The organism is Aquimarina sp. AU474, assembly GCF_900312815.1.
Lineage (GTDB): Bacteria > Bacteroidota > Bacteroidia > Flavobacteriales > Flavobacteriaceae > Aquimarina.
On the sequence record NZ_OMPE01000003.1, the window covers coordinates 1 to 22,960 of the forward strand.

18 protein-coding genes are annotated in these 22,960 nt (G+C 31.9%); 17 read left to right on the plus strand and 1 reads right to left on the minus strand.

All coding sequences use genetic code 11. The features are described 5' to 3' along the window. Positions 1–344 precede the first annotated feature (344 nt). The 11 genes from thrS to DK508_RS00370 all read left to right on the plus strand — a co-directional run bounded on the left by thrS (position 345) and on the right by DK508_RS00370 (position 13,321). Positions 345–2,291: a threonine--tRNA ligase gene (gene thrS / locus DK508_RS00320; protein WP_109298747.1), complete on the plus strand. Its 1,947-nt coding sequence runs from the start codon at positions 345–347 to the stop codon at positions 2,289–2,291. Between the two features lie 74 nt (positions 2,292–2,365). After that, positions 2,366–2,875 (plus strand): translation initiation factor IF-3, encoded by a 510-nt coding sequence (gene infC, locus DK508_RS00325; protein ID WP_255411279.1) that lies wholly within the window; start codon positions 2,366–2,368, stop codon positions 2,873–2,875. Between the two features lie 66 nt (positions 2,876–2,941). Then, a complete protein-coding gene (gene rpmI, locus DK508_RS00330) occupies positions 2,942–3,139 on the plus strand; it encodes a 50S ribosomal protein L35 (RefSeq protein WP_027394180.1) in 198 nt (65 codons plus the stop codon). A gap of 134 nt (positions 3,140–3,273) precedes the next feature. Next, positions 3,274–3,618 carry a 50S ribosomal protein L20 gene (gene rplT, locus DK508_RS00335; RefSeq protein ID WP_109298749.1) on the plus strand — a complete coding sequence of 115 codons (345 nt, stop codon included), beginning with the start codon at positions 3,274–3,276 and terminating at the stop codon, positions 3,616–3,618. 173 nt (positions 3,619–3,791) lie between these two features. Then, positions 3,792–4,196: a hypothetical protein gene (locus DK508_RS00340; protein WP_109298750.1), complete on the plus strand. Its 405-nt coding sequence runs from the start codon at positions 3,792–3,794 to the stop codon at positions 4,194–4,196. A 6-nt stretch (positions 4,197–4,202) separates the two neighbouring features. Further along, positions 4,203–6,983: an ATP-binding protein gene (locus DK508_RS00345; RefSeq protein WP_109298751.1), complete on the plus strand. Its 2,781-nt coding sequence runs from the start codon at positions 4,203–4,205 to the stop codon at positions 6,981–6,983. A 42-nt stretch (positions 6,984–7,025) separates the two neighbouring features. Beyond that, the gene (locus DK508_RS00350) at positions 7,026–7,835 is read left to right on the plus strand and encodes an RNA methyltransferase (RefSeq protein ID WP_109298752.1); all 810 of its coding nucleotides are present in this window, start codon (positions 7,026–7,028) and stop codon (positions 7,833–7,835) included. Between the two features lie 96 nt (positions 7,836–7,931). Then, entirely contained in the window at positions 7,932–9,164 is a 1,233-nt protein-coding gene (locus tag DK508_RS00355; protein WP_109298753.1) for a M48 family metallopeptidase, read from the plus strand. 177 nt (positions 9,165–9,341) lie between these two features. Further along, positions 9,342–11,552, plus strand: a complete 2,211-nt coding sequence (locus tag DK508_RS00360) for a bifunctional (p)ppGpp synthetase/guanosine-3',5'-bis(diphosphate) 3'-pyrophosphohydrolase (RefSeq protein ID WP_109298754.1) — start codon at positions 9,342–9,344, stop codon at positions 11,550–11,552. A 30-nt stretch (positions 11,553–11,582) separates the two neighbouring features. Then, positions 11,583–12,050 (plus strand): Fur family transcriptional regulator, encoded by a 468-nt coding sequence (locus tag DK508_RS00365; protein WP_109298755.1) that lies wholly within the window; start codon positions 11,583–11,585, stop codon positions 12,048–12,050. After that, positions 12,050–13,321: an adenylosuccinate synthase gene (locus DK508_RS00370; RefSeq protein ID WP_109298756.1), complete on the plus strand. Its 1,272-nt coding sequence runs from the start codon at positions 12,050–12,052 to the stop codon at positions 13,319–13,321. The genes DK508_RS00365 and DK508_RS00370 overlap by 1 nt, the downstream gene beginning before the upstream one ends. 81 nt (positions 13,322–13,402) lie before the next feature. On the opposite strand, the gene DK508_RS00375 is transcribed toward DK508_RS00370, so the two are convergent. Then, positions 13,403–14,632 (minus strand): TolB family protein, encoded by a 1,230-nt coding sequence (locus DK508_RS00375; protein WP_109298757.1) that lies wholly within the window; start codon positions 14,630–14,632, stop codon positions 13,403–13,405. Positions 14,633–15,178: 546 nt separating this feature from the next. On the opposite strand from DK508_RS00375, the gene DK508_RS00380 reads away from it, so the two are divergent. The 6 genes from DK508_RS00380 (at position 15,179) to DK508_RS00405 (ending at position 22,846) form a co-directional block, all read left to right on the plus strand. Continuing rightward, positions 15,179–17,059 (plus strand): OstA-like protein, encoded by a 1,881-nt coding sequence (locus DK508_RS00380; protein WP_235016234.1) that lies wholly within the window; start codon positions 15,179–15,181, stop codon positions 17,057–17,059. Between the two features lie 63 nt (positions 17,060–17,122). Beyond that, entirely contained in the window at positions 17,123–18,319 is a 1,197-nt protein-coding gene (locus DK508_RS00385) for an aspartate aminotransferase family protein (RefSeq protein ID WP_109298758.1), read from the plus strand. A 323-nt stretch (positions 18,320–18,642) separates the two neighbouring features. Further along, complete coding sequence (locus DK508_RS00390; RefSeq protein WP_109298759.1) at positions 18,643–20,034, plus strand: tetratricopeptide repeat protein; 1,392 nt, start codon at positions 18,643–18,645, stop codon at positions 20,032–20,034. A gap of 89 nt (positions 20,035–20,123) precedes the next feature. Continuing rightward, entirely contained in the window at positions 20,124–21,089 is a 966-nt protein-coding gene (locus tag DK508_RS00395) for a DUF368 domain-containing protein (protein ID WP_109298924.1), read from the plus strand. A gap of 3 nt (positions 21,090–21,092) precedes the next feature. After that, positions 21,093–22,118, plus strand: coding sequence for a DUF368 domain-containing protein (locus DK508_RS00400; protein WP_235016235.1), 1,026 nt, complete (start codon positions 21,093–21,095; stop codon positions 22,116–22,118). After that, on the plus strand, positions 22,115–22,846 hold the full coding sequence (locus DK508_RS00405; protein WP_109298926.1) for a shikimate dehydrogenase: 732 nt from the start codon (positions 22,115–22,117) through the stop codon (positions 22,844–22,846). Before DK508_RS00400 ends, DK508_RS00405 begins: the two co-directional genes overlap by 4 nt. The last annotated feature ends 114 nt before the right edge of the window (positions 22,847–22,960 follow it).

Here is a 22,960-nt window from a genome sequence, read left to right on the forward strand (position 1 = left end):
AACTAAACAAAACTTAAACCCCGTTTTGCGGGTGCAAACATATAACCAAAAATCCATTCCACAATACCTTTTTTAAACTATTTTTTAAAGTTCTTATAACATATTGATTACATACTATTTAAAATCTAAAAAAAATAGAAACCCCAACTACAACAGTGTCTATATATAGACATATACTATATTATATATGATAACATAAAAACCGTGGCCCAGATATTATCTAGCCCCGGGTCCTTATAATACAAGGCTTTATAACGAATACATAATTAATACATTAAATATGTCATATATTATTGTATGGATTTTATTAACGTATTATCTTTGCCCCTTATAATAAGAAAAACATGATTAAGATTACATTGCCCGATGGCTCGGTTAGAGAATACAATAGCACAATTACCGCTATGGATGTCGCAAAAGATATTAGTGAAGGTTTTGCAAGAAATGTAATTTCAGCAAAATTTAACGGTACTACTATCGAAACTGCTACCGAATTAACCACCGATGGTAATCTAATTTTATTCACATGGAGAGATAACGAAGGTAAAACAGCTTTTAGACATTCTACTTCTCACGTTTTGGCTCAGGCATTAGAAGAATTATACCCAGGAGTAAAATTATCTATAGGACCAGCTATAGATAACGGATTCTATTATGATGTAGATTTAGGAGACAAAACGATTTCTGAAAAAGATTTTAAGTCGATCGAAGATAAAATGCTAGAAATTGCTCGAGGAAAACATGAGTTTAGCATGAGATCAGTATCTAAAGCAGATGCATTAGCCAAATATAAAGAAGAAGGTAACGAATATAAAGTTGAACTTATCGAGAACCTTGAAGATGGTACAATAACATTTTGCGATCATGATACTTTTACAGATTTATGCCGAGGTGGACATATTCCTAATACAGGAATTATAAAAGCTGTAAAGATAATGAGTGTTGCTGGTGCATATTGGCGTGGTGACGAAAATAACAAACAACTTACTCGTGTATACGGAACTTCGTTTCCAAAACAAAAAGAGTTAAAAGAATACTTAGAACTTCTTGAAGAAGCTAAAAAAAGAGATCATCGTAAACTAGGAAAAGAATTAGGTCTTTTTACTTTTTCTCAAAAAGTAGGTCAAGGATTACCTCTTTGGCTTCCAAAAGGAGCTGCGTTACGAGAACGATTAGAGCAGTTTTTGAAAAAAGCTCAGAAAAAAGCGGGGTATGAAATGGTAGCCACTCCACATATTGGCCAAAAAGAACTATACGTAACATCTGGTCACTATGCCAAATATGGAGAGGATAGTTTTCAACCTATTAATACTCCTGCTGAAGGTGAAGAATTTTTATTAAAACCAATGAACTGCCCTCACCATTGTGAAATATACAATAGTGAACCTTGGTCATATAGAGATTTACCAAAACGTTTTGCCGAATTTGGTACCGTATATAGGTATGAACAAAGTGGAGAATTACATGGACTAACTAGAGTTAGAGGTTTTACTCAAGATGATGCACATATATTTTGTACTCCCGATCAATTAGATGAAGAATTTAAAAAAGTTATTGATCTCGTTCTATATGTATTTGGTTCTTTAGGTTTTGAAAACTTTACAGCCCAAGTATCTGTTAGAGATCTTGATAACCCAGAAAAATATATTGGAGATGTGGAGAACTGGGAAAAAGCCGAAAATGCTATCATTAATGCAGCAAAGGATAAGGAGTTAGATTATGTAGTAGAGACTGGAGAAGCGGCCTTTTATGGTCCAAAACTTGATTTTATGGTTAAAGATGCTCTTGGTAGAAGTTGGCAGCTAGGAACCATACAAGTAGACTACAACTTACCTGAACGCTTTGACCTAACCTATAAAGGTAGTGACAATGAATCACACAGACCAGTAATGATTCATAGAGCTCCTTTTGGAAGTATGGAAAGATTTATTGCTATCTTGCTAGAGCATACAGGAGGAAATTTCCCATTATGGCTAATGCCAGAGCAAGCTATCGTACTCTCTATCAGTGAGAAATATGAAAAATACTCTAAAAAAGTTTTAAATTTGTTAGAAAATAACGAAATTCGCGCCCTCGCGGATGATAGAAATGAGACGATTGGTAAAAAGATTAGAGAAGCAGAAATGAATAAATTTCCGTATATTATAATCGTAGGCGAACAAGAAGAGAAAGATAACACTGTTTCTGTTAGAAAACACGGAGGAGAAGATTTAGGAGCTATAAGCATCGAAAAGTTCTCAGAAATAGTGTCTAAAGAAATTAACAACACATTGAAACCGTTTAACGGTTAATAAAAAATAAGTTTAATTTAAAATTTTAAGTCATAGCAATAAGAAGAAGAAGGTCTCAGAAACCACTAAGAGTAATTAAAGAAGATGCCCATAGAATCAATCACAAAATTCGTGTTGATGAAGTACGTCTTGTTGGTGATAATGTAGAAGTTGGAGTATACCCAACTAAAAAAGCACTACAACTTGCTGAAGAGCAAGAGTTAGATCTTGTAGAGATTTCACCGAAAGCAGTGCCACCTGTTTGTAAAATAATGGATTATAAAAAATTCCTTTATGAACAGAAGAAGAGAGACAAAGCTTTGAAATCTAAAGCTACTAAAGTTGTTATTAAAGAAATTAGATTTGGTCCAAACACTGATGAGCATGATTATGAGTTTAAGAAAAAACATGCTGTTAAATTCTTAAGCGAGGGTGCCAAACTAAAAGCTTATGTATTCTTTAAAGGACGTTCTATTATATACAAAGATCAAGGACAAATACTGTTACTTAGACTTGCACAAGAACTTGAAGAATATGGCAAAGTAGAACAAATGCCAAAATTGGAAGGTAAACGAATGATTATGTTTATCGCTCCAAAAAAATAAAAAACATAATTCTGAAAAATTCAAGAATTATTAAGATAATAAGTGAGATTATAAAACAAGGATACAATGCCTAAAATGAAAACAAAATCCAGTGCTAAGAAGCGTTTCAAGCTTACCGGTACTGGTAAAATCAAAAGAAAGCACGCTTTTAAGAGTCATATTTTGACAAAAAAATCTAAAAAGCGTAAGCTTGCTTTAACGCACTCAACATTAGTGCATAAAAGCGATGAAAATAGTATTAAAGAGCAATTACGTTTAAAGTAATAACTTTTTAATAAGGTTAAAATTAATATAAACCAAGGAGTTAGGCTTTTGCATTTTAGATTTACAATTGTAAATCTATTTAAAAAAAACCAAGTGTTGATGATCAACCGCCTACTACTAAAAAATTTAAAATTATGCCAAGATCAGTAAATTCTGTTGCAAAAAGAGCTAGAAGAAAAAAAGTTCTTAAGCAAGCAAAAGGTTACTTCGGACGTCGTAAAAACGTTTGGACAGTAGCAAAAAATGCGGTTGACAAAGCGATGCAATATTCGTATAGAGACCGTAGAAACAAAAAGAGAACTTTCCGTGCTTTATGGATCGCCCGTATTAATGCTGGTGCCCGTATACACGGCATGTCTTATTCTCAATTTATGGGGAAAGTTAAAGCTAATAATATTGAATTGAATCGTAAGGTTCTTGCAGATTTAGCGATGAACAATCCTGAAGCTTTTAAAGCGATTGTAGAAAAAGTAAAGTAATCTTTTAGTAAAAACAAAACAATCTCACTTATATAAAAAACCCGCTTTAAAAGCGGGTTTTTTCTTTTCTAGGTATCAACAAAACAGTATTTCATCGATAAAAATGGTTTTTAGTCTGTTAAAAACTTAAAAAGATTGTATTTTTTCATTATTTTTAGAAAAACTAGATAGAAATGAAAAAACGCTACTTCTTACTTATATCCGGGGTATTACTAAGTAATCAAACACTTTTTGCTCAAGATCACAGCGCATCTACCAATACTAGCATGGGAGCTGAGCAAATATTTGGGCTTTTAGAAATGCCATTTCTTGCTATTGCCCTTGTATTTAGTTTTTTAACAGCTACGCGATTAAAAGGAGGAAAATTTGGATCGGGTATGACATTACTTGCTTGGGGATTTGTAGTGATGGCGCTTGGTCATCTCCATATGCAAATCGCTCATATTTTTAATTATAATATTTTCAAAAATATTTTTGGTGACATAGTGGGTAATTATATCTGGTTTGTTGCGTTAATTCTTACCTGGGGATTATCTGCTCTAGGTTTTTACAAAATTTACAAAGCAAGCAAAATATAACACTTAATGATCAATAGGCTTAAAAGAATACTGTTACCTAAAAAAGCCAACTTCCCAAAGAACCATGAGGATCATGAAATTATTGAACTCGTGATTTTTTTGAGGAAGAATATCGAGATACCAGCAATTGATTCTAATTTAGAAACAAAAATTAAAACTTTTGAAGCGTTCCCTCTAAACAAAAAAATAGAATCATTACCTGAAATATATTTATTTCTAGAAGAATATATCATACAAAGAAATAGTAATGTAAGAAGCAACAAACAACAAATAAGAAGCAAAATACTTGATAAGTTCAACAACTTATTAAAATATCAAAACTTCAAATTAATATTTTCTCCATTAGAAGAACAAGAATTAACTATATGTAAAATTTTCCTTTCTCAAATCTTAAAAAAATCATCTGAACTTGTTGGTAGTTCTAATGATCCTGAAATTATAGAGATTCAAGAACATTTAAACATCTCTTATGATTTTAAAGCTACTGATCTTATAAAGGAGAGAAAGAAGCTATTAGGCTTTTCTAATCAGATTTTTCTTAAAATAAAAAACAGCCTAGGAATAAATGCTATCAGCAACATTTATTTACTTATTTATAAGAAGCATTTTCAATCTTATCATTTATTAGATGCTTTTACCGCAACTTTAAATGTAATTCCGAAGGAAATTCTTGCTAAGGATTTAATCAACTTTCCGAGTAAGCAGCAAATGCTAAAAATGCTACAAAAGCAGTTATACAGCCTAGAAGAAATTAACGAAAGACTTACCGAAGAAATCATAGAAAAAAAGAAGGTAGAAGAAGAACTAAAATATAGCGAACACCTAAAAACTACCATTTTAGAAACCGCAATGGATGGGGTTATTTTGGTAGACAGTCAAGGAACTGTTTTGAATTGGAATAAACAGGCAGAAAATATATTAGAATTAAAAAGAGAAGAAACTATTGGTGAAAGTATTTACTCAATGGTTCCATATAAACTTAGACAACAATTAAAGCAGAGCTTTAAAAACTATATTAATACCGGAAATGACGAACTTATCAATAAACGAGTTGAAACATCGGTACATAGAAAGAATGGTACCCTAGTCTATATAGAGCTTACTATAATTGCCCTAGAAACAAAAGACGATTATCTTTTTAATGCTTTTTTTAGAGATATCACCAACAAAAAAATTATTGACAACGAAATTAGAGAGGCCAAGATCATAGCCGAAAAATCTGCCAAAGCAAAATCAGTTTTTTTGTCGAACATGAGTCATGAAATCAGAACACCGCTTAATGTTATTCTTGGACTTACTGGTATTCTACAAAAAAGTGATTTTAGTACCCCTGTAGTAGATCAAAAGAATCTTGATGGCATACAATTTTCTGCAGAAAATCTTTTGGTATTGATAAATGACATTCTTGATTTTTCTAAAATTGAAGCTGGAAAATTAACATTGCACAAAACCGATTTTAATCTTCATGAACTCATCGCCAATGTATCTCGAGGCTTTAAAATTAAAGCAGATGAAAAGGGGCTACATTATAAAATGGATATAGATTCATCGGTACCTAAATTCATTATTGGTGATCAATTAAGATTAAATCAAATTCTAATTAATCTACTCGGCAATGCTATTAAGTTCACTCAAAAAGGAAAAATAGTAATTAGAGTAATTGCTAAAAAAATAGCAGTAAACATATATAAAATAGATTTTTGTGTACAGGACACCGGTGCAGGTATACCCGAAGATAAGCTTAAAAATATTTTTGAAAGCTTTTATCAAGTGCACAAACCAGGGAAAAACAAAATCGAAGGTACAGGCCTAGGTCTTTCTATTTCTAAACAATTAATAGAATTACAAGGAGGTACTCTTACAGCACAAAGCGAGCCTGGGATAGGATCGTCTTTCAATTTCTCCATACAATATTCGAAAAGTATGTTTAAATCTTCTGAGGTTGATAAAGAAGATGCAACCATAAAAAATAGTGCTACCGATTTATCAGGAATGAAAGTCTTAGTTGTCGAAGACAATAAAATGAATCAGTTTTTTATTAAACAATTACTATCAAATTGGGATATCGAAGTCTCAGTTGCCGAGAATGGCAAAATAGCGCTAGAAATTGTTGAACAACGGCCTTTCGATCTAATTCTTATGGATATGCATATGCCAGTAATGGATGGCCCTGAAACTGCTGAACACATTAGAAAATCGACAAATCCAAAAATCAATCAAATTCCAATTATAGCTTGTTCTGCAGATGTATTTCCCGAATCCAAGAAAAGAGCAATATTATCAGGTATGAATTTTTATTTAACCAAACCTCTAAGCGAAAAAGCGCTAGAAGAAATACTTTTAGGCTTAAAACCAAACAATAATCCAAATTCTATAACAAATAAGGAAACACATGATCTTTCTAAAAAACCTATAGCGATTATTACTCGTAAATTTTGTGATTTTACATTTCTAAAAAACACTTTTGATAACGACGCAGAAATTATTCAAAGTGTACTTCAGATATTTATTGAAGATACTCCTGAAGATTATCAAAAATTAACGTTAGCTGTTACCAACAAGAACCATAAGCTAACCAAAGAAGTTGCCCACAAACTAAAATCTAGTTTTAAAACCATTGGTTTAGATACAGAAGCTGATATTTTAGGCAAAATTGAAAGTCATAGTAAAGAAGGTTTCGAATTTGATAAAATCAAAAACTTATTAAATAAAATCGATCAGTTTTACCCATCTATCATCAAAGAAATTGAACAATACATTAAAGAATTAAGTGTGTCAAATCTTTAAAAAATAGAGTGCTTTCTAGCCGCTATTCTTATCTTTGCCTTCATGCATAATCAAATAACCAGCTTTCAGAATAGTAAAATAAAATTTTTAAATCAACTTAAAGAAAAATCTAGAGTTCGCAAAAAAGAAAAGTGTTTTATTATTGAAGGTCAGCGAGAAATTTCTTTAGCCATTCAAGGTGGTTTTTCTATCACCCAACTATACTATTGCTCTTCTATCCTACCCTATCAACAGGCTATAGATATCTTAAACACAAATCAAGAAAGTGTTGATGTTTTTAAGATTACCACTGAAATTTATCAAAAACTTGCCTATAGAACAACAACCGAAGGGGTTATAGCTGTAGCTACTTCTAGGGACTTAAGTATTAACAACTTAGTATTACCATCCAAAAATCCTCTCATTCTGGTAGCCGAAGCTCCCGAAAAACCTGGAAATATTGGAGCACTGCTCCGTACTGCCGATGCCGCACAATTGGATGCTGTATTGATTGCCAATCCAAAAACAGATATGTACAATCCGAATATTATAAGATCGAGTATCGGGTGTTTATTTACCAATAATGTTGGTATAGGCTCCTCATCTGACATTATTGATTTTCTTAAAAAACGAGATATCGCCATTTATGGAGCTGCATTGCAAAGCTCTAAAGATTATCATACTCAAAATTACACCAACCCAACAGCCATAGCCGTAGGAACCGAAGCTACAGGTCTTAGTGAAAATATTTTAAATAACACTAATCAAAACATTAAAATCCCCATGAGCGGAGTTATAGATTCGATGAATGTTTCTGTTGCTGCTGGCATTTTGATTTTTGAAGCAAAGCGCCAACGGGACTTTATCGACTAAAAGATTAAAAATTATATCTTAAAATACATTAAAAATCATTACCTTACCGCATCCTACAAACCCCCAAAGGACTGAACTACTAATTGCTATAAACTAATGACCCCAATTTCCTTATTCTATTTATTAATTGCTATTGTTGTTATTGTCTTTCTGATAGACTCTCTATTAGACATTCTAAATGCGAGACATTATAATGATGTTATTCCCAAAGAACTTTCTGATGTTTATCCCAAAGATGAATATGATGAATCCATTGCATATAAAAGAGCTAACTATAAATTTAAGCTAGTATCTTCAGGTATTTCTTTATGTATAATGCTCCTGTTTTTCTTTTTTGATGGCTTTGCATGGGTCGATAATGTTGCTAGAAGCATCTCTGATAATCCAGTAGTAATAGGTCTTCTTTTTTTTGGTATTATTATGATTGGAAGTGATATCCTTTCAACACCAACAGTTTATTATAAAGTTTTCGTAATAGAAGAAAAATTTGGGTTCAATAAAACTTCTAAAAAAACCTTTTTTATTGATAAAATAAAAAGCACAATCATGATGATAATCGTTGGTGGTGGGCTTCTAGCATTAATCATGTGGTTTTATCAACTTACAGGAAAATCTTTCTGGATATACGCATGGGTTCTGGTTTCTATTTTTACAGTTGCAATGAATATGTTTTATGCAAAACTAATCGTTCCTATCTTCAATAAACAAACTCCATTAGAGCCAGGGGATTTAAGAAATACTATTGAAGATTATTCGAAAAAAGTAGGATTTCAATTAAAGGATATTTTTGTAATTGATGGATCCAAAAGGAGTACAAAGGCAAATGCATATTTTTCGGGATTTGGAAGTGAAAAAAGAATTACACTTTATGACACTTTAATTAAAGATTTAGAAAATGAAGAAATTGTAGCTGTTTTGGCACATGAAGTGGGTCATTACAAAAAAAGGCATGTTATAATTAACCTTTTACTATCAATTGCTTTGACAGGTATTACATTATGGTTCTTATCTCTTTTTATAGCTAATCCGTTGCTATCTGAAGCCCTTAATGTACAAATACCATCTTTTCATATAGGGCTGATAACTTTTGGTATCTTATACAGTCCTATTTCTGAAATTACAGGTTTAATTATGAATGTTGTTTCTAGGGCATTTGAATATCAAGCAGATGATTATGCCAAAAACACTTATAATAGTGAAGCTTTGATTAAAAGTTTGAAAAAACTTTCGAAAAACAATTTCAGTAATTTAACCCCGCATCCGGCAATGGTGTTCATTCATTACTCACACCCTACCCTTCTACAGAGAATAAAAAATCTTCGGAAATAAAACCTTAAAAAAAGTCCTTGGTTGTTACAATTCTTAATTGTACTTTTAATTTATATATAGCAAAGAATACTGCCTATTAGACACCCATAGACTAAGGCATAATTTTTGTCTATCATATATTACTAAGGGGACATCACACAATATTTTAAATAGGGCTTTCTTAGAAAACTTTATGTTATGACTGAAGCTGCTATAGAAGAAGAAAATAAACAAATAGCTAAGCAATATAAAGAATTGCTTAGAATTAGCTACCGGGATCTTTCAAAAGAAGATAAAAAGCTTATACGACAAGCATTCGATATAGCTGTAGATGCTCATAAAGATCAACGTCGTAAAAGTGGTGAAGCTTACATATTTCACCCCATTGCGGTTGCCAAAATTGTTGCCAGTGAAATAGGCCTAGATGCTACATCTATTGCTGCAGCCTTACTTCATGATGTTGTCGAAGATACGGAGTATACTTTGATCGACATAGAACAAATGTTTGGAGAAACTGTGGCTCGAATTGTTGATGGACTTACCAAAATTTCTTCATTAAAAAAGGATAGAGATATATCCTTGCAAGCTGAGAATTTTAGAAAAATGTTGCTCACACTCAATGATGATGTTAGAGTAATTATCATAAAGATCGCAGATAGATTGCACAATATGCAAACTATGGATTCAATGCGTCCTGATAAACAAGTAAAAATTGCTTCAGAAACCTTATTTATCTATGCTCCACTAGCTCATAGAATAGGATTATATAACATTAAAACAGAACTTGAAGATCTTGGGTTAAAATATACAGAACCCGAAGTATATAAAGATATTCTAGAAAAAATCAATGAGAGCAAAGAAGAGCAAGATCTTTATATCAAAAGATTTTCGGATAAGATTAGAGAAGGTCTAGATAAAGAAGGCTTAAATTATGAAATAAAAGGAAGGCCAAAATCTATTTTCTCTATTCGAAGAAAAATGGTAAAACAAAATGTCTCCTTTGATGAAGTATACGATAAATTTGCAATACGAATAATATATAAATCCGATTCTGATACCGAAAACGAAAAGTTCATAGCTTGGAAAATCTACTCGATTGTAACGGATTATTATCGACCTAACCCTATTCGTTTGCGTGATTGGATCAATCAACCCAAAACTACTGGCTATGAAGCTTTACACATAACTGTTATTGGACCAGACAGTCAATGGGTAGAAGTTCAAATCAGAAGTGATCGTATGCATGAAATTGCCGAAAAAGGGTATGCCGCTCATTATAAATATAAAAATAAAGAGGAAGCTCAAGATCAGGGACTAGATGGATGGTTAAATCGATTACAGGAAGCCTTAGAAAACTCTGAATCTAATGCTGTAGATTTTGTTGAAGAATTTAAACTAAACTTATATGCAAAAGAAATATTCGTTTTTACTCCAGAAGGAGATTTAAAATCTTTACCAAAAGGTGCTACCGCACTTGATTTTGGTTTTAGTGTTCACACAGAAGTAGGTTTAAGAACAAGAGGATCTAGAGTGAATGGTAAATTAGTTCCTTTAAGTCATGAACTTAAAAGTGGTGATCAAGTCGAAATTATAACCTCAACAAAATCAAAACCTTCGTCTAACTGGTTAGATTATGCTACTACAGCCAGAGCAAGATCAAAAATTAAATCTGCTTTAAGAGATGAGAAAAAACAAATAGCCGAAGAAGGAAAGGTAATTTTGAAACGTAAACTTCGTTCACAAAAGATAACCATGAGTGAAAAGGTTGTTAACGAACTTGTGCTGTATTTCAAACTTAAAACCAGTCTCGATCTCTTCTACAGAGTAGGTATCGGAACTATTGATAATCAAAAAATCAAAGAGTTTGCGACTACAAGAAGTAATGTTTTTATGAATTTTATTAAAAATAGAATTCGTAGAGGAAATATTCAAGATGTAAACAAAGAAGAAATTACTTCTAAATTCGACTTATTAGTTTTTGGTAAAGATTCTGAAAAATTAGAATACAAATTATCCAATTGCTGTAACCCCATTCCTGGGGATGATGTATTTGGATTCATAACAGTTAATGAAGGGATAAAAGTTCATAAAAAAAATTGCCCAAATGCACTGCAATTACAGAGTAATTATGCATATCGCATTATGCCTGCAAAATGGATAGACTCTAGCCAAGAAGAATTTAAAGCAGTCATAAGGCTTAACGGGATCGACAATATAGGAGTGGTTAATGAAGTAACTCAAATTATTTCAAACAATATGCACCTTGCTATTTATAATATGAATTTTGATACTAACGATGGTGTTTTTATTGGAAAAATCACTGTTGGGGTCAAAAACAAAAATACCTTAAAAACGGTTATGAAAAATCTTTCTAAAATAAGTGGTATTGATAAAGTGGTGCGAGAATAAAAAATAGTGTAACTTTGCGTTTTTAAGCGTATGAGTACTAGAACAACTACACAAAACGATCAGAATATCGTTAAAAACGTGTTTACCAGCTTCTTAGAAGAGAATGGTCATAGAAAAACACCCGAACGATATGCTATCCTTCAAGAAATTTACGAAAGTGATGAGCATTTTGATATTGAATCTTTATATATCAAAATGAAAAATAAAAATTATAGGGTTAGTCGTGCTACCCTATATAACACTATCGAACTGCTATTGGAGTGTAAATTAGTGAGAAAACATCAGTTTGGACAAAATCAAGCCCAATATGAAAAATCCTATTTTGATCGACAACATGACCATCTTATCCTAACCGATTCGGGAGAAGTACTTGAATTTTGTGATCCTAGAATTCAATCAATTAAAAAAACTATCGAAGAAATTTTTGATGTAGATATTACAAATCACTCTTTGTATTTCTACGGAACTAAAAAAAAATCAACTAATCAAGACAACTAATGGCAGTAAATTTATTGCTCGGTCTTCAATGGGGAGACGAAGGTAAAGGAAAAATCGTAGACGTTCTTACAAAAGATTATGACATTATAGCACGATTTCAAGGAGGGCCAAATGCTGGACATACTCTAGAATTTGATGGTATTAAACATGTTTTACATACAATCCCTAGCGGTATTTTTCATGATAAAGCCATAAATTTGGTTGGAAATGGAGTCGTTATAGATCCTGTTATTTTCAAAAAAGAATTAGATAACCTTGACAAATTTGACTTAGATTATAAATCTAAATTATTAATTTCTCGAAAAGCTCATTTAATACTACCCACTCATAGAATTTTAGATGCTGCCTCCGAAGCCGTTAAGGGTAAAGCCAAAATTGGCTCTACGCTAAAAGGTATAGGTCCAACATATATGGATAAAACGGGCAGAAATGGTATTCGTGTGGGAGATTTAGAACTTGATAATTGGAAAGAGCGTTATCGTAATCTTGCCAATAAGCATGAAGCTATGATCGATTTCTATGATGCAAAAATCGAATATGATTTAGCCGAATTAGAGAATGAATTTTTTGAAGCCGTAAAGACTTTAAAATCTCTAACTTTTATTGATAGTGAAGAATATCTTCATCAAGCTCAAAAAGATGGAAAAACGATTTTGGCAGAAGGTGCTCAAGGATCATTATTAGATATAGATTTTGGAACATACCCTTTTGTTACCTCTTCGAATACTACTGCTGCTGGCGCATGTACAGGTCTTGGGATTGCACCTAATAAAATTAAAGATGTTTTTGGGATTTTTAAGGCCTATACTACACGAGTAGGAAGTGGTCCTTTCCCTACAGAATTATTTGATGAAGATGGCGAAACAATGGGACGTGTAGGTCATGAGTTTGGTGCTACCACTGGTCGACCTCGAAGATGTGGATGGCTAGATCTTGTTGCCTTAAAATATGCAGTTCATGTAAATGGAGTTACTCAATTAATGATGATGAAAGGTGATGTTCTTAGTGGATTTAAAACTCTAAAAGTGTGTACCGCATATAAATACAATGGAGAAACAATTAATCACCTTCCTTATAATATTGAACCAGAAAATGTAACTCCTATCTATACAGAAATGAAAGGTTGGTCTGAGGATTTAACTCAAATGACTGAAGCTTCTCAACTTCCGAAGGAATTAAACGAGTACATTTCTTTTTTGGAAAAAGAACTAGAAACACCAATAACTATTGTTTCTGTTGGACCAGATAGAAAACAAACAATTCATAAATAAGTTAAATCATTAACTTATTTCTTACTGAAACAAAAAAAGGCGACTACATGTAGTCGCCTTTTTTGTTTTCTTATTTAACAATTACCATGATGTAATTTCTTCTTCGTTAGGTTTTAAATCTAGAACACGTTCTATTTTTTTAATAGTTTTAATCTTATGATCATAATGATTTGGAAAAGAAACCAACTGTTCGAAGCCATAGATATCATCTCCACCAACACTTCCTCTTCGGTTACTAGCAAAATAACCTACTTTATTCTCTTCATTAATAATAAATGTAAAATCATCTTTGGGGCTATTAATTGGCGCTCCTAAGTTATACACACCTACATTATTATCTACATCAGGCAAAACCATAAAAATATCCAAATCACCATATCCTAAATGCCCATCGCTGGCAAAAAATAGATTTCCTTGATCACTTACATAAGGAAAAGTTTCTCTACCTTCTGTATTGATTTGATCTCCCATATTTACAGGTTTTCCAAAACTCCCATCTCTATTTATTTCTACTACATATAGATCAGATTTACCAAGAGTTCCTGGCATATCACTAGCAAAATATAATAATCTACCATCTGGAGATAAAGTTGGGTGAGCAATTGAATATTCATCGCTACTAAACGGTAATTCCTCTACATTATCCCATTTTCCATCAATATATTGAGCTCTATATATTTTTAATAAAATTGCTCCTTCTTCACTTCTTTTGGATTTTCTTTTATAATAATTATTTCTAGTAAAATAAACTGTTTTTCTATCTTTCGTAAAAGCGGCAGAAGATTCATGAAATTTTGTATTAATCCCGCCTTTTAATTTTTTAATAGTTTCTTTATCCGATTTATTATTAGTAGTATATAAATCTAAGAACGGTTGATTACTATTAGCATCATACGCTTTAGAAATACTATTAACATCTCTTGATGATGCAAATACTAATTCTTTTTCATAAAAACTAGGCGCATAATCGGAAAAGCCAGAATTAATATTTAGCACATGTAAACTAAAGTTTTTTGATTTATTTTTTCTTATCGTAAGAAGATTTAATAAAAGTGCATATTCAACTTCTTCTTTACCAGACACGTCAGAATATTCTTTAGACACCCCTGATTTATACGTGTTATTGTTTTTTCTATATAGATCTGAATATAAAGAACCGTACGTTGCGTTCTCTATAAATATCTCATCAGTTTCTGCATCCGTATACTGTACGTATTCTTGATCTGTAATTTCCAATTGTTCCCCTTGAGAAATTACAGTACCCCAAACTGAGAAAAAAAACAGCCCCAAAAAGCTTTTTTTCAAAAACATCTAGTATCCTTTTAGTTGATGGTATGATGACCAATACTCCTCTCCATTAAAAACAATATGCAGTAACAAATCAAATCAATGATTTCTAGTATACTGAATGCTATTATAAATAATAATTAAGAAGATGCTATCCCCATAGCAATGATCATTCTCCCTTTGTTGTTTCCTATTGCAATTTACTGATGCTGAAACACATAAAGTGTTAAAAAATTCGAAAAATTACTTTTTTAGCGTTTTTACTTATTAACATTTTCTTTTAATAAGTAAAAAATTGTACTATCTAATATCTCCTTAACGTCATAAAACACAGTCAAAGAAGTATAATTAGTTTTTAAAATATTAAAGTTTATACAGCATCATTAACTTATTAACATAGATAATTTTCTAAAGTGAATCTAAAAAAACACTTAAACTCTTAATTTGCAGCATTTAACCATATTGGTTTACACTTAAAAGATTTGCAACATTATATAAACCTATAAGTATTTATTATTTGAACAATCATTAGATACAAATTTCGTTATTTTGCATACAAATTTGAGATACTTGAAGAATACATTTTTCTATATCGTTTTTAGCTTGCTTTTTTCTGTTGTAGCCATTGCTCAAGAAGGAAAGCAAATAAAAGTTCAATCTGATCGTACCATAAAAGATCAAAACCGATTTCCTGGAGCAACAATACTTGCCAAAGTAGATAAGCAAGTATATATGCAACATGAAGGAATAGAAATTTGGTGTGATCAAGCCATTCATTATGGAGAAGATAAATTTGTAAAAGCATTAGGAAATGTGATTATAAAACAAGGAGATACTCTTACAATGACCAGCAAGTATGCCGAATACAATGGTAATACTCAATTTGCATACGCGAGTGATAATGTTTTTATGGAAACACCATCAAATACGTTGAGTACCGATACTTTGTTTTTTGATAGATTAAGACAACAGGCTTATTATCGTAGTGGTGGTACGGTTCGAGATTCTTCGAACACCTTGACTAGTAAAATTGGTCGTTATTTTATGGATCGAAAACAATATTCGTTTAACACCACCGTAAAAATTGTAAATCCAGAAAATACTGTGGACTCAGATAGATTAGATTATTATACCGAGAACGGACATGCCTATCTTTATGGCCCCTCTACAGTAAAAGGTAAAGAAAGTACTTTGTATTGTGAACGTGGGTTTTATGACACCAAGGTTAAAACCGGATACGCTATAAAAAATGCGAAAATTGATTATGATAACCGAACAGTTTTTGGAGATAGTATTTTTTACAATAGCGCTATCCAATTTGCATCAGCCACCAATAACATTAAAGTCTTAGATACAGCTAATAATTCTATTATTACCGGTCATTATGCTGAAGTTTTTAAGGATAAAGATTCGGTTTTTATTACCAAAAGAGCATTAGCTTCGACATTACAAGAAAAAGATTCCATCTATATTCATAGTGATACGCTTAGAATAACAGGAAAACCAGAACATAGGATTATGAATGGATTTTATGATGTAAGAATCTATAAGAGTAATATGAGTGGCAAAAGTGATTCTATTAATGTGGACCAAACCACTGGGTATACAAAAATGATTGGCAGACCTATTATTTGGTCTCAAAGGAACCAAATGACAGGAGATACTATAAAAATTATTTCAAATACCGAAACAGAAAAACTAGACTCTCTTGTTGTTTATCAAAATGCTTTCTTAGTGCAGGAAGATACTTTGAAAGCTGGTTATAACCAGGTAAAAGGCCAAACCTTGTATGGTTTGTTTAAAGACAATGAGATATATAAAGTAGATATCGATAAAAACACCGAGACTATTTTTTATCAACGAGAAAGTGAAGGTGAGTTAAAATTGATTGGGATTAACAAAGTGCTATCCAGCTCTATTAGTTTATTATTAAGTAACCAAGAAATAGAGGATGTTTATTATTATCAAAACGTAGACGGAACACTATACCGAGACATAGATTTACCAGAAAATGCAAGAGAATTGTCAGGGTTTCATTGGCGAGGGGATGAAAAGATTAATAGCAAGGCAGATCTGTTTAGAGGTGAGTCACCTCCTAAATTAACTAAGATTAAAGGAATTCCGTTACCAAAAGATGAAGCAGATTTCTTTGATGAGGAAACCGTAAAACGCCTCGAAGAAAATAAATCAGAAGGTTCTCGATTGCTAGAGCAAGAATTAAAAGATGCCGAGCTTAAGGAAATTGATCAAAAACCTGATACTATTTCGCCGCCTAAGAATATTATAAAAGAAGAAATAGATACCGAAAAAAAGAAAACTAAGAAAAAGTCTTCATCTATAGATCTTGATCTTATCCGAACAGCGAGACAAAGAGATAGTATAACAGTAACAACATTACAAAACGCAAAACAATCAAAAGATAGTATAAACGGTTTATCGAATAATGAATAGTAGTTTATCGTATTTTAAATATTGGTTTAATTGTACTTCATGATGTAACGTATAAATAAAAGATTGAAACAGGATTTCTTTACATACCAAGCTCAAACTACAACCCATCCATTGGCTCTAGAAGTCTCATCTGCCGAGGGTTCTTATATTTATTCGAAAGATGGTAAAAAATATTTAGATTTTGTAGCCGGAGTATCTGCTTGTAGTTTAGGGCATCGTCACCCTAAAGTAGTGCAGGCCGTCAAAAATCAATTAGACAAATATCTACATGTAATGGTTTATGGAGAATATATCCAACAACCTGCAGTAGAGTTGGCAAAATTACTGGCTGCTCAGCTTCCCGATCCTTTAGAAAAAACCTATTTGACCAATTCTGGAACCGAAGCTATCGAAGGATCCTTGAAACTTGCCCGTAGAGTTACAGGACGAAGTGAGATTATTGCGGCAAAACATGCCTACCATGGTAACACAATGGGATCTATGAGTGTAATGGGATATGAAGAACGTAAACAAGCTTTTAGACCATTAATTCCTGATGTACGTTTTGTAAACTTTAATCAGACAAAATGCCTTGAACAAATTACCGAAAATACCGCGGCAATAATTTTAGAAACCATACAAGGTGGTGCGGGTTTCATTGTTCCAAGAGAAGGCTATTTAAAGAAAGTTCGCGATCGCTGTGATCAAGTTGGAGCATTATTGATTTTAGACGAAATACAACCTGGTTTTGGAAGAACAGGTACTTTATTCGGTTTCCAAAATTATAATATCATTCCTGATGTTGTAGTCATGGGAAAAGGAATGGGTGGTGGCCTTCCGATCGGTGCCTTTACGGCCTCATCAAAAATGATGAATCTGTTTCAAGACCACCCCAAATTAGGCCATATAACTACTTTTGGCGGAAATCCAGTAATTGCAGCTGCCGCTTTGGCAACATTACAAGAAATCACAGAAAGTGACGTAATGGCAGAGGCTCTTGAAAAAGAAAAATTAATACGATCACTCTTAGTACATCCTTTAATAAAAGAAGTGAGAGGCCTAGGCCTTATGTTAGCCTTTTTAACTCCTTCTGCAGAAATAACAAATAAAACTGTACTCAAAAGTCAAGAAAAAGGACTGATTTTATTTTGGCTCCTTTTCGAGCCTAAAGCCATACGAATAACCCCTCCTCTAACTATTTCTAAAGAAGAAATAAGTGAGGGGTGCAAAATTATTTTGGATGTTCTTGATCAAATCCAAAAAGAAACTGGCACTTTGTAAAACTAGGATTTTATTTAAAAAAAACGTATATTTAAGTACTACCCTCTTCTTTTCACAAATCCTTTATTATTTAATGGCAGGTATTCAATGACAAAACTCTCACATTATATGTATGGTACGTATTTTGTTAATTAGTTTGTTAAAAACAATTGGTTTTGGAAGTTTAAACATACCATTTCATTTGTAATTTTAATACTGAGGAAATCAATAATGCGAAAATAAATGAAGTATTGGAGTTTTAATTATTCTTTTTTGTTGGGGAAAACAGAAAGAGTGTTACATTACTACTATCAAGATTTATTGAGCATCTTTAATCAACGTGTATGAAATTTAACCACGAAGAAGAAGAACATAATTTCTCAATTACTCGATACGAGTCTATGCTGAGATCCAATGATGTTAAGTTTTTTGATTCTGATGAGTTTGAATCTATCATTCATCATTATTTAGAAAACGGAAAGATTGCCAAAGCCAAAAAGGCTATTTCTTTAGGCCTTTCGCAACATCCTTCTTCTGTAAATTTAAAATTATTACAAGTAGAAGTATTGGTATTTGAAGATCGTTTGGACAAAGCAGATGGTTTATTGGCACAATTACACGCTATCGAACCTGAGAATGAAGAAATATATATCCAAAAAGCCAATATACTTTCTAAACAAAATAGTCATGTTCAAGCGATAGAACTGTTGACTACAGCTTTGGGATACACAAATGATCCTGCTGATGTATATTCACTCATTGGCATGGAATATCTGTTCATGGATGATTTTGAAAATGCCAAAGTCAACTTTATGAGGTGTCTAGAAACAGATGATCAAGATTACTCAGCACTATATAATGTGATTTATTGTTTTGATTTTTTAGAACAACACGAAGAAGCTATTGAGTATCTAAATATGTTTCTTAATAAAAATCCGTATTGCGAAGTTGCATGGCATCAAGTAGGAAAACAATATTTTGATTTAAAAGAATATGAAAAAGCCTTAGCTGCTTTTGAATTTGCTATCATAAGTGATGAGTATTTTATAGGAGCATACCTTGAGAAAGGAAAAGTGTTAGAAAAATTAAAACGATATAATGAAGCTATAGAAAACTATAGAATTACCTTAGAGTTAGATGACCCTACTTCTTTTGCTTTACTTAGAATAGGAAAATGTTTTGAAAGATTAGGAAATGATGATCTAGCGATTCAACATTACTCAAAAACCGTGCATGAAGATCCCCTATTAGACAAAGGGTGGATTGCTATTACGGATTATTATATGCGTAAACGTAATTATCAAAAAGCTTTATACTACACTAATAAAGCGATAAATATAGATAGTGAAAACGTTTTATATTGGAAACGCTATGCGAAAATAAATAATAAACTCGCTTTTTTTGAAGAAGCAGAACGAGGATATCGTAAAGCATTAGAACTTGGTAATTATGAATTAGAAACCTGGTTAAATAGATCAGATATCTTAAGGTTTCTAGGAGAGTCAAATGCTGCGATCCAAAATTTATTTCAAGCTATAGAGTTTTATCCCGATAATGCCGAGGTACAATATAGATTGGCTGGATTATATTATGAAAACCAAGATTATGAAAAAGGTGAGTATCACATTAGAAAAGCTCTTGAACTAGATTATGAATATCATATTGTTTTAGAAGAACTTTTTGAAAAAGTCTTTAATCTTACTTTGGTAAAAAATATAATCTTAGAATATAAATAATTAATCAAAAGACTCATTTTTTTCTACCTTGAGTCTTTTCAAAAATGCATACATTTGTTTTTGATCATAAACATCAAAAAACAATAGAAATGCAAAGAGGTCTTAAGGACTACCTGGTTATTTCGATAAAAGGGCTTGCTATGGGTGCTGCAGATGTAGTACCAGGAGTATCTGGCGGTACTATAGCCTTTATATCAGGAATATATGAAGAGCTAATCGAAACCATCAATACATTAGGTTTTTCTTTCTTTTCTACTTGGAAAAAAGAAGGCTTTTTAAATTCTTGGAAAAAATATAACCTCTCTTTTTTAGCTACTTTATTTCTAGGTATTGCTATTAGTATATTATCTCTAGCCAAACTTATAAAATGGCTTTTGCATAATGAGCCTCTATTACTTTGGGGGTTTTTCTTTGGTCTCGTTCTAGCAAGTATAGTATACATAGGAAAACAAATCACATCTTGGAATCTAAAAGTATGGATCGGTATCGTAATAGCCGCTATAGTCTCCTATTTCATAACAATAGCAGAGCCCCTAGCCTCTCCAGATAGTAATTGGTACCTCATTTTTTGTGGGTTTATCGCCATAATCGCAATGATTTTACCAGGAGTCTCCGGAGCATTTATTTTATTAATTCTTGGAGCTTATCAAACCTTTATTGATATTCTCAATCAATTCAGAGAAGGATTAATTAATCTAGACTTTGACATATTATTTCAAGTAATCATCAAACTATCTCTTATCGCCATTGGTGCCATAACTGGATTAAAATTGTTTTCTAAAGTCTTGAATTGGATGTTTAAAAAACATAAAAATATTACACTAGCCATACTTACTGGATTTATGGTTGGTTCTTTGAATAAGCTTTGGCCATGGAAAAAGGTCTTATCATGGAGAACAAATTCTGAAGGTTTAAAAGTACCTTTTGTCGAAAAGAGTATTCTACCCAATCACTTTGATGGTGACACCAAAATACTATGGGTATTACTCTTTGTAGCGATAGGTTTTTTATTAATTCTTATATTAGAACGCCTTGCCGTGAAAAAAGCAGACTAATTTATGCAACAAAGTACCCGAACTTTTACCGATAGAATTTTTCTGATTATCAAAGGTTTAGCGATGGGCGCAGCTAATAAAGTTCCTGGGGTTTCAGGAGGTGTAGTAGCTTTTGTAGCAGGTTTTTATGAAGAGTTTATTTATTCACTTCAAAAAGTAAACTTTAAAGCTTTTAAGCTTTTCATAAATTTTAGGTTTAAAAGTTTCTGGCGATATATTAATGGTAGATTTCTCGGGCTACTAATTCTTGGTATGCTCATAAGTTATTTTAGTGTTTCAAAAATTCTTGATTATTTAATTATTCATTACGAATTATATGTTTGGGCATCTTTTTTTGGCATGATCCTAGGCTCAATTTATTATATCATAAAAGATTTTGATGATTGGAGCAAAAGAAACATTTGTTTAATTACCCTAGGCACTATTGCAGGGATCAGTATTAGCCTATTAGATCCAGCCAAAGAAAATGACAACTTAATTTTTGTCTTTTTTTGTGGAATTGTTGGAGTATCAGGAATGACTTTACCAGGATTATCAGGTTCTTTCATTTTAATTCTTTTAGGAAATTATGTTCTTCTTTTAGTAGATTCTGTAAATGCATTATATGATACTATAGCCGATTTAATACGCTGGGATTTTTCTTTTATTGATAATACTAAAAGAATAAGATTATTAAAAGTATTGGTTGTATTTAGTATAGGCTCATTAACAGGTTTAGTTACATTATCTCATTTTTTGGGATATGTGTTAAAAAGATATAAAACAGCAACTTTTGCTTCTATAATTGGTTTTATAACGGGTTCGTTAGGTGTTGTATGGCCATGGAAAATTAAAATGTATAAACTCGATTCTTATGGGAATAGGCTTATTGATGCATTAGGAAATCCAATTTTAGATAATTACGATCGTTATTGGCCAGATATAACCTCACTCGAAACGTATATTGGCATATTTTTTATACTTGTTGGTATTGGCGTAATATTATGGTTAGAATGGTACGGAAAAAGAACAATCAAAACTTCAAAATGACAAAAGTATACGGCCTTTTGGGTAAACATATCGGGTATTCATTTTCTAGAGGTTTTTTTTCGGATAAATTCGAAAAAGAAAACTTAGACTGTGTATATAAAAACTTTGATCTTAAGCAAATTGATGAGTTAAAAACTATAATTAATCAAAAAAATACAGCTGGTCTTAATGTAACGATACCCTATAAAGAAGAAGTTATTGCTCTTTTAGATGAACTGGATCCGATAGCTAAAGAAATAGGGGCTGTTAATGTTATTAAATTTAAAAATGAACATGAACTTATAGGATATAACAGTGATTATTATGGTTTTAGTGAATCCTTAAAACCTCTTCTTAATCCTAATATAAAAAAAGCCTTAATACTAGGAACAGGTGGCGCTTCAAAAGCGATTGCTTATTCTTTAAATCGATTAAAAATTGACTATACATTTGTTTCTAGAAATCCGGATTTTAATGAATTAAATTACAGTGAGCTTGACGAGGACATCATTAATGAATACAAATTAATTGTTAATTGTACTCCCTTAGGAACACATCCAAACGTAGAAAATTATCCGAACATTCCGTATGAATATATTACCAAAAATCATGTATTATATGATTTGATATACAATCCAAATGAAACCGTTTTCATGAAAAAAGGAACAGAAAAAGGGGCAAAAGTTTCTAATGGATTGCAAATGTTAATCCTACAAGCAGAAAAAGCTTGGGAAATCTGGAATAGTTAATCCACTTACAATTTGTCATAAAATTCTTACTTAAATTACCTTTAAGTAAATCCTAAATCCCTCTAATCCCTTTGAGGTTTTCTAATATGTTAGTATCTTAGTCTTAGATTAAGC

What these genes read in the sequence shown, in the direction of transcription:
- DK508_RS00395 (WP_109298924.1), top strand. Translation starts at nt 20,124, where the DNA reads ATGCAAAGAGGTCTTAAGGACTACCTGGTTATTTCGATAAAAGGGCTT.
- DK508_RS00370 (WP_109298756.1), top strand. Translation starts at nt 12,050, where the DNA reads ATGGCAGTAAATTTATTGCTCGGTCTTCAATGGGGAGACGAAGGTAAA.
- rplT (WP_109298749.1), top strand. Translation starts at nt 3,274, where the DNA reads ATGCCAAGATCAGTAAATTCTGTTGCAAAAAGAGCTAGAAGAAAAAAA.
- DK508_RS00365 (WP_109298755.1), top strand. Translation starts at nt 11,583, where the DNA reads ATGAGTACTAGAACAACTACACAAAACGATCAGAATATCGTTAAAAAC.
- thrS (WP_109298747.1), top strand. Translation starts at nt 345, where the DNA reads ATGATTAAGATTACATTGCCCGATGGCTCGGTTAGAGAATACAATAGC.
- rpmI (WP_027394180.1), top strand. Translation starts at nt 2,942, where the DNA reads ATGCCTAAAATGAAAACAAAATCCAGTGCTAAGAAGCGTTTCAAGCTT.
- DK508_RS00375 (WP_109298757.1), bottom strand. Translation starts at nt 14,632, where the DNA reads ATGTTTTTGAAAAAAAGCTTTTTGGGGCTGTTTTTTTTCTCAGTTTGG.
- DK508_RS00345 (WP_109298751.1), top strand. Translation starts at nt 4,203, where the DNA reads ATGATCAATAGGCTTAAAAGAATACTGTTACCTAAAAAAGCCAACTTC.
- DK508_RS00405 (WP_109298926.1), top strand. Translation starts at nt 22,115, where the DNA reads ATGACAAAAGTATACGGCCTTTTGGGTAAACATATCGGGTATTCATTT.
- DK508_RS00340 (WP_109298750.1), top strand. Translation starts at nt 3,792, where the DNA reads ATGAAAAAACGCTACTTCTTACTTATATCCGGGGTATTACTAAGTAAT.
- DK508_RS00360 (WP_109298754.1), top strand. Translation starts at nt 9,342, where the DNA reads ATGACTGAAGCTGCTATAGAAGAAGAAAATAAACAAATAGCTAAGCAA.
- DK508_RS00400 (WP_235016235.1), top strand. Translation starts at nt 21,093, where the DNA reads ATGCAACAAAGTACCCGAACTTTTACCGATAGAATTTTTCTGATTATC.
- DK508_RS00350 (WP_109298752.1), top strand. Translation starts at nt 7,026, where the DNA reads ATGCATAATCAAATAACCAGCTTTCAGAATAGTAAAATAAAATTTTTA.
- DK508_RS00355 (WP_109298753.1), top strand. Translation starts at nt 7,932, where the DNA reads ATGACCCCAATTTCCTTATTCTATTTATTAATTGCTATTGTTGTTATT.
- DK508_RS00390 (WP_109298759.1), top strand. Translation starts at nt 18,643, where the DNA reads ATGAAATTTAACCACGAAGAAGAAGAACATAATTTCTCAATTACTCGA.